This window comes from Christensenella minuta (genome assembly GCF_003628755.1).
In the GTDB taxonomy this organism is placed as follows: Bacteria; Bacillota; Clostridia; order Christensenellales; family Christensenellaceae; genus Christensenella; species Christensenella minuta.
Genome location: NZ_CP029256.1, coordinates 1,661,847 through 1,673,980 on the forward strand (window position 1 = coordinate 1,661,847; position 12,134 = coordinate 1,673,980).

The 12,134-nt window shown below is 52.7% G+C and carries 12 protein-coding genes; 4 read left to right on the plus strand and 8 right to left on the minus strand.

Annotated features, from left to right (window positions below):
* Positions 1-503 precede the first annotated feature (503 nt).
* Positions 504-2,186 carry an outer membrane protein assembly factor BamB family protein gene (locus B1H56_RS07880; RefSeq protein WP_082771185.1) on the plus strand — a complete coding sequence of 561 codons (1,683 nt, stop codon included), beginning with the start codon at positions 504-506 and terminating at the stop codon, positions 2,184-2,186.
* 48 nt (positions 2,187-2,234) lie between these two features.
* Here the strand turns inward: B1H56_RS07880 and B1H56_RS07885 are convergent, their stop codons facing one another.
* The 4 genes from B1H56_RS07885 to B1H56_RS07900 all read right to left on the minus strand — a co-directional run bounded on the left by B1H56_RS07885 (position 2,235) and on the right by B1H56_RS07900 (position 4,871).
* A complete protein-coding gene (locus tag B1H56_RS07885; RefSeq protein WP_066521792.1) occupies positions 2,235-2,948 on the minus strand; it encodes a lysoplasmalogenase family protein in 714 nt (237 codons plus the stop codon).
* A 16-nt stretch (positions 2,949-2,964) separates the two neighbouring features.
* Complete coding sequence (locus B1H56_RS07890) at positions 2,965-3,705, minus strand: cation:proton antiporter regulatory subunit (protein ID WP_066521786.1); 741 nt, start codon at positions 3,703-3,705, stop codon at positions 2,965-2,967.
* A 118-nt stretch (positions 3,706-3,823) separates the two neighbouring features.
* A complete protein-coding gene (locus tag B1H56_RS07895) occupies positions 3,824-4,333 on the minus strand; it encodes a DNA-deoxyinosine glycosylase (protein WP_066521784.1) in 510 nt (169 codons plus the stop codon).
* 34 nt (positions 4,334-4,367) lie between these two features.
* Positions 4,368-4,871, minus strand: a complete 504-nt coding sequence (locus B1H56_RS07900) for a GNAT family N-acetyltransferase (RefSeq protein ID WP_066521939.1) — start codon at positions 4,869-4,871, stop codon at positions 4,368-4,370.
* A 249-nt stretch (positions 4,872-5,120) separates the two neighbouring features.
* Between B1H56_RS07900 and B1H56_RS07905 the strand changes: the two genes are divergently transcribed.
* The 3 genes from B1H56_RS07905 to B1H56_RS07915 are packed head-to-tail and all read left to right on the plus strand — an operon-like array spanning position 5,121 to position 7,585.
* Positions 5,121-6,215 (plus strand): ligand-gated ion channel, encoded by a 1,095-nt coding sequence (locus B1H56_RS07905; protein ID WP_066521781.1) that lies wholly within the window; start codon positions 5,121-5,123, stop codon positions 6,213-6,215.
* A gap of 13 nt (positions 6,216-6,228) precedes the next feature.
* Positions 6,229-7,017 carry an ion transporter gene (locus B1H56_RS07910; protein WP_066521778.1) on the plus strand — a complete coding sequence of 263 codons (789 nt, stop codon included), beginning with the start codon at positions 6,229-6,231 and terminating at the stop codon, positions 7,015-7,017.
* The gene (locus B1H56_RS07915; RefSeq protein ID WP_066521777.1) at positions 7,007-7,585 is read left to right on the plus strand and encodes an ECF transporter S component; all 579 of its coding nucleotides are present in this window, start codon (positions 7,007-7,009) and stop codon (positions 7,583-7,585) included. Before B1H56_RS07910 ends, B1H56_RS07915 begins: the two co-directional genes overlap by 11 nt.
* A 54-nt stretch (positions 7,586-7,639) precedes the next feature.
* Here B1H56_RS07915 and xylB read toward each other — a convergent pair whose 3' ends face one another.
* The 4 genes from xylB to pfkA all read right to left on the minus strand — a co-directional run bounded on the left by xylB (position 7,640) and on the right by pfkA (position 12,076).
* Complete coding sequence (gene xylB / locus B1H56_RS07920; RefSeq protein WP_066521775.1) at positions 7,640-9,139, minus strand: xylulokinase; 1,500 nt, start codon at positions 9,137-9,139, stop codon at positions 7,640-7,642.
* 14 nt (positions 9,140-9,153) lie between these two features.
* A complete protein-coding gene (locus tag B1H56_RS07925; RefSeq protein WP_066521774.1) occupies positions 9,154-9,987 on the minus strand; it encodes an HAD-IIA family hydrolase in 834 nt (277 codons plus the stop codon).
* Positions 9,974-11,038, minus strand: coding sequence for an iron-containing alcohol dehydrogenase family protein (locus tag B1H56_RS07930; protein WP_147554708.1), 1,065 nt, complete (start codon positions 11,036-11,038; stop codon positions 9,974-9,976). Before B1H56_RS07930 ends, B1H56_RS07925 begins: the two co-directional genes overlap by 14 nt.
* 66 nt (positions 11,039-11,104) lie before the next feature.
* Positions 11,105-12,076, minus strand: coding sequence for a 6-phosphofructokinase (pfkA, locus tag B1H56_RS07935; RefSeq protein WP_066521771.1), 972 nt, complete (start codon positions 12,074-12,076; stop codon positions 11,105-11,107).
* Positions 12,077-12,134: the final 58 nt, after the last annotated feature.

A 12,134-nucleotide genomic window follows, 5' to 3' on the forward strand; every position in this document is an offset into this window, starting at 1 on the left:
TAATTTGAAAACTGCGGCTTTTTGCCGCAGTTTTTTTATTCATTTCTGTGCATAAAAATTACTGTTCCACAAAAAAATATTGTTTTTTTCATTTTTTTTGCTTTTCCCTCTTGACATGCTGTTTTCCGCATAGCCGCGCGTTTTTCACATTTGTGGATAACTTGCCTTTCGCGCTTCGCCTCCATTCCCAAAAAACGCCTTCACATAGCCGTTTTTTGTATGGAAAGTTATCCACACTCTTCTGTGGATAACCTCATTTTCTCCCGGAAATATGCGGGTTTTCCGCCTGCGGAAAACGCCGGTGGATTTCTCAAAAAGCTGACCGGAATTTTTCCCGGGATTTACAGGAATCCAAATGTATATTTTTTAAAGTTTATGCATAATACGGCTGTTCCTTTTTTTGATGCGCGCCTTTGCCGGCAGAGTTTCCGACACAATACTTTATCCGCTTGGGTATTTGAGGTATAATAGCACCATAGTGCAGCAAAGGAGTTATAACACGCATGTCTCATCATTTTAAGCGTTACCACACTCACTCCAGGGGTTACCGGCCACGGCGGCACAGGGGCCGCCTGCGGGTCGGGCGATTGATCCTCCTGGTTCTGATTTTTGCCGCAATTATTTTCGGCATTGTTTTAGGCGTTATGTTCCTGACCAAGACCGGCTTTTTTGCGGAAAAAGACGCGTCCGCGTCCGTCCCTGCCGAGATTCCGGCAGGATACGAAGCGCCGGTCCAAACGGCGGAGGCGGAGGCGCTTCCCGCAGCCGTGGACGCGACGCAGCCCGCCGCATTCGGTCTTGCTTCCGAAATCGAGCAGGACGGCACGGCAGCAACCGGCTTTGCGCGGGCCAAAACAATCGCCTTCCCCATTGCAAGCGATTATACGCCGCTTTCCGGAGTTGTGACCGCAAATGGGAACAATTACCGGAACACCCGGAGTTACGGCGGTTTTTCCGCTGGCAGCAGCACGCTGGAAAAAGCATGGCCGCTGGAAGGAGGCCTTTCCGCTTCAGCTGCCCAGCCGCTTGCCGTCAGTTGGGACGACGATATGAGGCAGATGATGAACCTGTACCCGGAAAAATCCGCAAAAGAAGGACTGGTGGAGGTGCTCATACCGGGAAGCGGCGGAACGCTTTCCTTCGTGGACCTTGCCGATGGGAGCGCGACACGCGACCCCATTGTACTTGGCTTTACGCCCGGGAGCGCGATGTCCCTCGATCCGCGCGGTTATCCGCTCCTGTACATTGGCGGGAATGCAGAAAACGCCTGTATGAACATTTACAGCCTGATTAGCGGGGAGCTTCTTTATAAATACGGCGGCGAAAAAGATTCTTTTTCGCTGCTCGATTCACAGGAGGGCTTTTCCTGCGCACCATTGATCGCCGCTGACGCGGACGTCCTGGTCTGGGCGGGGGAAAACGGCCTCCTCTATACAATGAACCTGAATTCCGATTTCGACCGGGCGGCAGGCACCGTCTCTGTCAGCCCCGATACGCCTGTGAAATACCGTTACACAGCGACGGGAGGAGCAGACGGCGCTTCTTCCGCGAGCTTTGGCATCACAGGACTTGCGGCGTGGCGCAGTTACGCATTTATCACGGATGACGGCGGTTACATACAGTGTATCGATTTGAACACGATGACTCCCGTTTATGTGCAGAAAACGAAAGGCGGAATTGTCTCTTCCCCGCTGATCGAGGAAGCGGCTGACGGGATCTACCTCTATATCGGCAGCCGGGCGGCAGACGGCAGCACCGCTATCTGCAAGGTCAAGGGTCTCTCCGGTGAAATCATCTGGCAGCGCGATTTCCCCTGCGGCACGGAGGGCGGCGTCCTCTCGACCCCGGTACTGGGTAACGGCTCGCTTGGCAATATGGTCTTTTGCACAGTCGCGCAGGGAGAGGGCGAAAATGCGGTCGTCCTTGCGCTCACGACAGATACCGGCGAGATCAAATGGCAGCACGGCACAGGCCGGCCGTCCCCTCTCGCTCCCACGGCAGGATATTCGTCCGACGGAACCGGCTTCCTGCTTGCGGCGGGCGGTGGGAACGCAGCTTTGCTTGACGGCGGCTCCGGCGAGGTTCTTGCTTCGCTCGACGGACTGGATGGCGCGGACAGCGCTTCCGCTCCTATCACCTGGGGCAACACGGTAATCCTCGGGGGTGCGGGAATAATTGTTAAATAAGGAGCGCAAAAAAGCGGGATGCAAAGGCATCCCGCTTTTTATGGTATTTTATGCAAACGCAGGCTGCAGGCTGAGCGCGATCAGAAACGTTCCGATAAAGTAAGTGATGGAATTCCAGGCTGTGATTGCATTTTTCCTACTGTGATAATTCCAGATTCCAAGCAAAAGATCGGATATCCAGAATAGTATGGCGCCGGCGGCCATCAGCACATAGGAGGCAAGCCACGGGCCGACAGGCAGCATCCAGCCCCCCGGCGACGCTGCCGTAGGTACAATCGCCGTAACGACCGCTTTCGCCATCATCAGGGATAGCAGGACCATATAGACCGTAAGCGGCCCCTGCGCCCTCCCAAGCTGCCAATCCTGCTTTTTCATCAGGATCAACGCGGCTATGAGCAGGACCGCAGTGAGAATAAATTCAACAAAATCAACCCCCTGCACGGAGAACATGGAAGCAAGGAAAAACGCCTGCGCTCCTGCGAAAAACAGGATGCCGCAGTTAAATTTTTTTGCATCGAGCTGTATGAAACGAAGAAAATAGTCTCCTGCCAGCGCACAGATAAGTCCGCACAGAATGAGCGCCACCCCCGCGGTGACTTCCGCTCCCCACGAAAACACGCCCCACGCTCCTATGAGGCAGAAAATACTGCTGAGCGTCATTTTAAGCCCGGTAGCCCGTTGAAAGCTGCCGGCAAGGTCCTCCCGCACATAAAAACCGAGCAGTACAAAATAGGCTGCCGCAACGATAATCCATCCTGCCATGACAATACTCCTTTCCCTATTTAGCCTCCATCTCTTTCGGGCCTTCAATTTGCCGCCCGTCCTTCGTGACGGTAAACAGGTCCATGATTTGCTCCAGTTTTCCAAATACCACGAGTTTATCACCCTTTTCGATCTCCGTATCCCTGGTGATATAGTCAAGCACCTTGTTTGCCCGCTGGATCAGGATAATGCGCACTCCAAAATCCGCAACGAAATTGAGTTGCCCAAGCGTCTTTCCCCGGATGCGGTCCGGCACTACCGCGATGCTGATTCCCGCCACGACGCCTTTTGCGTACTGGTCGACTACGCTCACAATATTCACATTGCCGCGAAACATTAGCTTCCGGCCCATTTTTTCAATGATATCATTGAATTTCTGCCTGACTCCGGGCACGCGTTTAGCAATCATAAAGATGACGAAAATGATTGCCAGGATCACCGTAAGCGTCCAAAAATCCTCCTGAATGGCTTTAGGCAAATTCAATACGACGTTGACAAAGGCCGTAATGATCGTCACGGAAAAGATATATCCAAACAACATGATCGTGCGGGCCAGCCGGCGGCGCACGAGCTTATCCACTACAAGTTCGCTCTCCTTTGTGGTATAACCGCTGTTTGTAAGCAGAGAGATCACTTGAAATTTCGCTTTTTCCTCCGTCATGCCCGACATCCGGAACAGGATGGTAAAGACATCGATAATTAAAATATAGAGGACAGCCACCGCAAAAAACAATGAAATGGAAACTGAAAGGGTCATAATACTCCTCCTGCCGGCCAATTTTTTCAAACTTCGCCCTGTATGCCCCGGCCCCGCGGTTCCTTCGGCCGGTCAGTCGGCTTCCTCCGCAAAAACGGGCCCGCTTGTCGGCAACGCGCTATTTTTCCTGAAGCGCTTGCAGCACGACCGTCCATGCGGCAATAAGCTTTTCAAGCGACACTGCCGCGTTGGCCGGACTGGTGGACGGAAGACAGACGCTCTCCCTTCCCGTATCCGCAAGGCAATAGCGCGTATAATATTCATACGCTTTTTTTCCGTTTGTAAACACCGCACGAATCTTTGCCGCGCGAAAAATTTCCGAAAAATCATTGGGCTCCGGCTTCCTGATCGACGCATCCGAACTTCCCTTTATCTCGCACGATTTCAGCACGTCGAATACGGCGATCCCGTGCTTCAGCAGGAATTCCTTTTTCTGCGAAACTTCCTGCGGGCAGGGTTCGCGCAGCAGCGCAGCCAGGACCTCCCAGAAACGGTTGCGCGGATTTCCATAATAGAACGCAGTTTCCCGTGATTTCACCGAAGGGAACGTTCCGAGGATTAATATTTTAGAAGCTTCGTTCCATACAGGCATAAGGGGATGGCAAAGCTTTTCCGTTTTGCTTTTCATACCCTTTTATTATACCATGGCCGTGCGGATTCCGCTATTGCCTGAGCAGCGCATACATGCAGGAATCCTGTAAGGTTCCGTTTTTATAAACGCTGTTGCGCAGGATGCCTTCGAGGGTGAACCCCGCCTTTTCGAGCACGCGCCGCGAGCCCGTATTGCAGGCAAATGGTTCCGCAAAAATCCGCTCGATATCGTATTTGGCGAACACATAGCGGCACACCCGCATGACCGCCCCGCTCATAATCCCGCGGCCCCAAAACGGCTCGCCCAGCCAATAGCCGATCTCCGCGCTTTTTTTATACACATCACTCCCGAAGAAAACGCCGATGCTGCCTACTGCGCGCCCCTCCACGATGATTGCACGCGTCACCTGCCGTTCGCTGTTCTCCGCACATGAATGGATATACGCCTTTGCATCGTCCATCGTATAGGGATAGGGAAACGCATTCCTCAGGGCCGCCGCGATCTTTTCATTGTTTGCGTATTTCTGGACATACGCAACATCGCCCTCTTCCCACTTCCTCAAAACAAATTCCATCCTGCCACCCTCTTTTACGTTTTTTCCATCGTAACACCCGGCGCGGCCGCGCGTCAACCTAGAGTCCTCCCGCCGCTTTTTGACAATTTTTTGGTCTCCGAGTGATTGACAATCCCGGGCAATGTGACTAAAATAATATTTTGTAACCAATATATACTTGTTTTGTAATGTATTTTTTGTTTAATATCAAGGATCTTTGGATATACACTGGAAACGTTTTAATGCGCATTTGTTTTTTGGGGGGAGTATATGAAGCTGAAAGAAATGAAGGATTGGCAGAAAAATAAGCTTCTGTTCAGCGTAATTGCGATTCTGGTAATCGCGGGAATTTTCCTGAGTTTCACCTGCACCTCGCTGTATCAGGATAAGGCCGCCGAGGACGGTTACTGGTATGACGCGTTGGAGGTGCCGGAAGATCTGGCGCACGACGTTGACGAATTGGGAGCGGACGCAACCAGGGTTACAGTCGGTACCTATATCGAAAATCTGAAGGAAATCAATCTGAAAGCCTGCAACTTCCGCGTTGTCTTCCTTGTATGGTTTCGCTGGGAGGGCGACCCGGAACTCGATATGATGAACAATTTCCGCGTCTACAAGGGTTTCATGAATAAAATGGAGCCTGTAAAGGAACTGCATGACGGAGATCTCAACTATCAGCTGGTCCGCTGCGACGTAACAATCACCAAAAATTACTGGACGATCCGTTTTCCGCTGGAAAGCCACCAGCTTCGTATTTACATCGAATCGGACTATATGATTAACGACGTTGTATTCGTTCCCGATATCAAGGACAGCGGCCTCAACCAAAACCTAGGCATTTCCGGGTTTGACGTGATCCGTACTGCAACCGGATCCTACGCGATACGTTATGAAAATGCCCACGGCGATCCCGAAGTGCCCAAAGATGGCGTCCTGATTACATCCGAACACGTTACTGCAATGGAAATCAACCGGACGGACACAGGGCTTTACGTGAAATGCTTCATCGCCCTTGTCGGCACGCTTACCTGGGTATTGATTACACTGTTTATCTGCACCTACCACCATGTCGATCCGCTGGCCATGATCCCTGCCGCGCTTTTCGGCACGGTCGCCAATATCATGGTGGGCGCCAACCTGCTGCCTGACGCGCTGCAGATGGGGCTGTTGGAATTTGTCAACCTTTGGGGCGTAATGATGATTCTTATGTGTGCGATTGTGATTATCAACATCAATCGAATCCGCAAAAAATATGAAGACAGGGAATTTTCGCAACAGTACGGCCGGATCCTCTTTTATATCATCCTGGGACTGACACTGGCGGGGAATTTCCTCCTCCCCTTCTGCGCCTATATGCTCGTTTAGGAGGCGGGTACCTATGCTAAGAGAACAGCTTTACCGGATCGTCAGGAAGGCGGAGCCGGGAGACCGGCTGGGAAAAGCTTACGACATCTTTATCATGCTTGTGGCAATCGCGAGTATTGTCCCGCTGATGTTCAAGGAATCGAATGCCTTTCTCGACCGCCTCGACATCATCACGGTCTATATCCTGTTTTTCGATTATATTTTTCGTTGGATATCGTACGATTATATCAGCGGCCGAAAGTCTCCGCAGGCGTTTATTCTTTATCCTTTTACCCCATTCGCGATCATCGACCTCATATCCCTGCTGCCGTCGCTCGGCCTTATTGGGCAGGGATGGCGCATCCTGCGTATGCTGCGAATTTTCAAGGCATTTCATTATTCCGACAGCTTTACCTATATCATTAATGCCTTTAAAAAGGAAAAACGGACGCTTGGCTCCGTGCTTATCATTGCACTGGCATATATCTTCGTTTCTGCCCTCGCGATGTTCTCTTATGAACCCGAGACCTTCGATTCCTTTTTCGACGCTCTCTATTGGGCAACTACCGCACTCACGACAGTAGGTTATGGTGACGTTTATCCTCTTTCCGATGTCGGCAAGCTCATCAGTATGATTTCCTCCCTCTTCGGCGTGGCAGTAATTTCACTTCCGGCGGGCATCATCACCGCAAGCTTTGTTGAAGAGATCAATAAGGCCAAGGAAAAACGTGCCCGTGAAGGAAAACCGCCGCAGGATGACAATACGTCTATCGTAGAACGAGTGCTCGGCGCCGAGAAGGAGGAATCCGTCAATGAACAATAAAACACGCTACCTGACCGTAATGGCAATTGGCGTTGCCTTGAATATTATCCTCCATCAAACCGCCGCCCACCTTCAGCTTCCCATGTGGCTCGATATGACCGGAACCGCGCTCGCGGCCCTGATGCTCGAGCCTGCGGCCGGGCTGCTTGTGGGTCTCGCCAATAACTTCCGCATTGCCGTATTCGATTATACCGCAAGCTCCCTTTTTTATTATGCGGTCAGTGCCGCAGTCGCCCTGATCGTCGGCCTCAATATGCGCAGGAAGGGCAAAAGCCTCGCCAAGCGGATTATCTCGACAATTGTCCTTGCCACTGTCGTCTCGGCAGTCATTTCCACATTGCTTACCCTGTGGCGCACAGGCGGCACTTCCGAATCCACATGGGAGATGTTCTATTCCGGCATAGCATCCTCATGGGGCTGGCCGCAGGCCCTCTCCTGTTTCTTCGGTACCTTTGTCATTAAAATTTATGATGTTCTGGCATCGGCAGCGATTGTAACAGGGATGTATGCGCTGCTTCCTAAAAGTCTGCGGACACAGGAACCCCCGCTGCTGGACGTAAGTGGGTAAACAACAAAAAGGCCTTTCCTTTTGGGAAAGGCCTTTTTGTTTCCAAACGCTTATTTACTCCGCAGACATCTCAAACGTATCCTTAAGGTCATAATACAGCTTGTCATAGATTCTCTTTATCTTTTGATATTTCTCATGGCTGCCTGCGGCAGGCTCCACGATTTCCTTCACCGAGTGTACCTTTTCCGCATCGTCCAGGTTCTTGTAAATCCCCTCGCCCACGCCAGCCACGAGCGCGCCGCCATATGCGCCGCCTTCCGCCGCCCCCGCAAGGATCTTAACCGGAAGGTTGAAAATATCGGCAACGATCTGTTTCCACAGCTTGGAATTTGCTCCGCCGCCCGAAAGGATCACTTCCCTGATCTTAAGGTCCGGATTGGTGTTAAGGATCAGCTCATACATCTGGTATAGGCCAAAGGTTACGCCTTCCATGACCGCACGGGCCATATCCCCCTTGTTCGAGAGCAGGGACAGCCCATAAAACACGCCGCGCGCGTTCGGATCCGGATAAGGACACCGCTCGCCCGAAAGGTAGGGCAGGAAAACCACCCCGTTGGAGCCAATGCTCGACGCCTCCGCGCCTTCGTTGATTTCCTTGAACGGCTCTGCACTTTCCGCGTAGAACGTATTTTTATACCATTCCATCGATCCGGCGCACGAAAGCTGACAGCCAAACGCCATGTATTTCCCCGCCGCGTTATTGCAGAAGAACTGGAGTTTCCCCCCCTCGTTCTTTCCAAAGCTGTTCATCGCCGTCGCCACCACGCCGGAGGTACCCATTACAACGCCGAGCGTTCCCTCCTTGATGATGCCCATACCCGTATTCTGGATGACCGCATCTCCGCCGCCGCCATAAACCGGAAGCCCCTCCGGGATCCCCGTTTCCGCCGCCGCCTGCGCCGTCACATGGCCCGTTACTTCGTCGGATTCATATACCTTGGGAAAAATGGAACGGTCAAACCCAAGCTTCTCGATCAGGCCGTCTGCCCATTTGCGTTCCTTTACGTCGAAGAGTCCCGTGCCCGAAGCTTCGGAGGCGTCCGTCGCGATTTCGCCTGTCAGACAATAGCGGATATAATCCTTGGGCATCACAAATTTTGCGATGCGCGCAAAGTTCTCCGGCTCGTGCTTTTTGACCCACAGAATCTTGCCGCCCGTAAACCCGGTAAGCATCGTATTGTTCGTATAAGCAACCAGCCCGTCTATACCGCCCGCCGTTTCAATGATCTCTTCGCATTCCTTTCCCGTGCGCTGGTCGTTCCACAGGATCGCGTTGCGGACTACTTTATTATCTTTGTCAAGCGCCACAAGGCCGTGCATCTGTCCCGAAAGGCCGATTGCCACAATGTTTTCTTTCTCCACACCGTCAAGCAGCTCCTTGAACGCTTCCTTCGTGCCTTTCCACCAGTCCGCCGGCTCCTGCTCCGACCACGCTGGCTTAGGCGTATAAAGCGGGTAAGCTTTCGTTACCGAACGAATGACCTTCCCTTCCTCGTCTATAATCAGGCATTTCACACCGCTCGTCCCTACGTCGATTCCCATTAAATATTTCATCCTGGTATCCTCCTCTATTTGATTGCCGTATAGATATCATACACGCTGTCCAGGATATAATCCGGGGCAACGTCGCCGTCTTCAATGTCCTGATAGGTAATTTCGCCGGAAAGCACCGCTATGCCCACGATGCCGCCGTTCACCGCCGTTTTTACGTCCGTATACAGGCGGTCGCCCACCATCGCCGTTCTTTCCCGCGGGGTCCCTGTCTTTGCAAGGATATAATCCACCGTTTCCTTAAACGGCTTCCCCACAAATTTAGGTTCAACGCCCGTCGCGTGCGTAATCATGCACGCCATGGACCCGCAGTCCGGGCAAAACTTTCCGTCCTCGAGCGGGCAGACCCTGTCGATATTGGTCGCAAGGAAGGGCACGCCCCCGGTGATGAGACGCGAAATCGCATCCGCTTTTTCAAAATTAAAGGTCTTGTCAAAGCCAAGTACGGCAAAATCTGCCGTTTCCGTATCGGAAGGCAGCAGCGTAAAACCCGCTTTTACGAATTGCGCCTCAAGTTCAGGCGTTCCCGCAAGGTAAATCCGCCGTCCGCCGTGGGTTTTAAGATAGTGGATCATCACGTCGCCGGATGTCATGATGTTTTCACGCGTCATGCCCGTAAATCCAAGCCGCTCCAGCTTTTTGACATAATCCTCCGGTGCTTTGGAGGAATTATTGGTAAAAAAGTAAAACGGCACGCCGCTCTGCTGCATATATTCGATGTATTCCTTCGCTCCGGAGATCAGATTCTCCCCCAGATTGATGGTTCCGTCCATATCAAGGACAAAGCACTCGATATCGCGAAGCTCCGCCGCATTGGGGTTTACCCGCCCCCGCTTTTCACTGCCTGCCATTCGTTCCTCCGTAAACCGCATCGTAAATTTTTTTCAGGTACGCGCCGTCGTAGGAAATCTCGTCAAGGATGGTATACCTGTTTTTACGCGTCGTGCGCGCTGTGCGCATAACCTGCACGTAATCTTCATAGGTAAGCCCAAGCTCCTCAAATGTGGTCGGGAGCCCGGCCTGCCTGAGGTAATCGCGGATAAATTCATAATTCCCGCCGTAAAGGTATTCCACAAGGATGCTCGCCACCGCGGTCTGCAGCCCGTGCAGCGTCCCTTTCCCAGCCGCGTCGATCGCGTGGCTTAAAAGGTGCTCCGCGCCGCTTGACGGCCGCGTATTCCCCGTGATGTTCATGGCAAGCCCGGAAAGGACGACGGATTCCGCAAGCTGGGTGAGGAACGCCGTATCCCGGATATCCGGATGCGTATACTGCAGGATCGCGCGCACCGCCGTGCCCGAAATGATATAGGCAAAATCGTCCATTTTTGCTTTGCCCGCCTGGACCGCCCGCTCCCAGTCCCGCAGGGCCGTAATGTTGGAGACAAGGTCCCCAAGACCTGCAAGGATCAGCTTTTCGGGCGCCGTTTTGATGATGTCGAGGTCCATGATGATATAGGACGGTATTTTACAGTCGAGGCTGCGCACCGAATTATGGTCGCATTTCAGCACAGCGATCGGCGAAGCGACACCGTCATGGGAAATGGACGTCGGGACGCTGATAAAGGGCCTTTTTGACATCGAGGAAGCATATTTCCCCACATCGAGCACCTTGCCGCCGCCCATCGCGATGACCGCGTCGAAATCGCGGTTCACGATATAATAGGACTTTAAGAACGCCTCCCGCAGGGACCCGGCGTGAACAAATTCCCGCTTTACCTCTTTGCAGCAGCCCTCCAAAAACGCATAAACGTCCTGCCCGTAGAGCTCATCGACAATGCGGTCGACAATGAGCATCACGCGGTCCGTCGGTTTCAAAAATTCCTTAAGGCGCGGGTACAATATCCCGCTGCCTATTTTTACACTTTCCGGTACTGCGAACGTATTGATGGCATTCCACCTCACAAAAAAACTTACATAGTCAAAAAAGGCTTTTTCAAAGCCTTTTTCGATCTATTCTCTGAAGCTTGCTTACTGCATGTTCTCCGACATGATTTTGAATTCATCATAGAGGTCTTTGCGGAAAATCAATTCCTTGCTGAGCGCCTCGTCGATATCTTCGTCGATGATCTTGTTATCCCGGATTCCCACAACGCGGTTGCCGATCCCTTTCTCAAGCAGCTGCACCGCGCGCATACCCATACTGGTCGCACGCAGCCGGTCCGCCGCGGACGGGGTCCCGCCCCTCTGGATATAGCCGAGCACGATCGCCTTCGCGTCGAGCTTGGCTTTGGCGCGCATATAGTTCGCAACTGCTTCGCCCTTGCCCGCGCCTTCGGCGATGAGCACAATGCTGGTCATATTGCCCTTGATGCGGTTGCCGATGATCTTATCACAGATATAATCGATATCAAATTCAACTTCCGGGATGATGATATGCTCCGCGCCGCCCGCGATGCCCGCGTAAAGCGCGATATCCCCGCATTTATTGCCCATGACCTCGATGACGCCCACGCGCTCATGCGAATTCATGGTGTCGCGGATACGCGACATCTCGCCCACAACGCCGTTGACCGCCGTATCAAAACCGATGGTAAAGTCCGTATAGGCAAGGTCATTGTCGATCGTGCCCGGGATGCCGATGGTTGGAACGCCGAGATGCGAAAGCACTTTCGCCCCCTGGAACGACCCGTCGCCGCCGATCACAACCACGCCCGAAATATCGAACGCCTTGATGACCTGAAGCGCTTTCTGCTGGCCTTCCTGCGTTTTGAACTCCTCGCAGCGCGCCGTTTTCAGGATCGTACCGCCCTTTTCAACGATGCCGGCCACATCCTCCGTTTTGATGCGGTCCACACGGCCCTCAATGAGGCCTGCGTACCCTTTTGTGATCCCCATCACCGAGAAGCCCGCCGCATCGGCAGCCATTACTACCGAACGGATTCCCGCGTTCATGCCCGGCGTATCCCCGCCGCTTGTCAGTATTCCAATTCTTTTTTTCATAGCACAGTCACCATTTATTTAAACTTTCTTTTAAAATGCATTTGTCTTCGTGTGCGCG

Coding starts and splice junctions, on each gene's coding strand:
- xylB (WP_066521775.1), bottom strand. CDS start 9,139: ATGAAATATTTAATGGGAATCGACGTAGGGACGAGCGGTGTGAAATGC.
- B1H56_RS07910 (WP_066521778.1), top strand. CDS start 6,229: ATGCTAAGAGAACAGCTTTACCGGATCGTCAGGAAGGCGGAGCCGGGA.
- B1H56_RS07880 (WP_082771185.1), top strand. CDS start 504: ATGTCTCATCATTTTAAGCGTTACCACACTCACTCCAGGGGTTACCGG.
- pfkA (WP_066521771.1), bottom strand. CDS start 12,076: ATGAAAAAAAGAATTGGAATACTGACAAGCGGCGGGGATACGCCGGGC.
- B1H56_RS07885 (WP_066521792.1), bottom strand. CDS start 2,948: ATGGCAGGATGGATTATCGTTGCGGCAGCCTATTTTGTACTGCTCGGT.
- B1H56_RS07890 (WP_066521786.1), bottom strand. CDS start 3,705: ATGACCCTTTCAGTTTCCATTTCATTGTTTTTTGCGGTGGCTGTCCTC.
- B1H56_RS07925 (WP_066521774.1), bottom strand. CDS start 9,987: ATGGCAGGCAGTGAAAAGCGGGGGCGGGTAAACCCCAATGCGGCGGAG.
- B1H56_RS07915 (WP_066521777.1), top strand. CDS start 7,007: ATGAACAATAAAACACGCTACCTGACCGTAATGGCAATTGGCGTTGCC.
- B1H56_RS07900 (WP_066521939.1), bottom strand. CDS start 4,871: ATGGAATTTGTTTTGAGGAAGTGGGAAGAGGGCGATGTTGCGTATGTC.
- B1H56_RS07895 (WP_066521784.1), bottom strand. CDS start 4,333: ATGAAAAGCAAAACGGAAAAGCTTTGCCATCCCCTTATGCCTGTATGG.
- B1H56_RS07905 (WP_066521781.1), top strand. CDS start 5,121: ATGAAGCTGAAAGAAATGAAGGATTGGCAGAAAAATAAGCTTCTGTTC.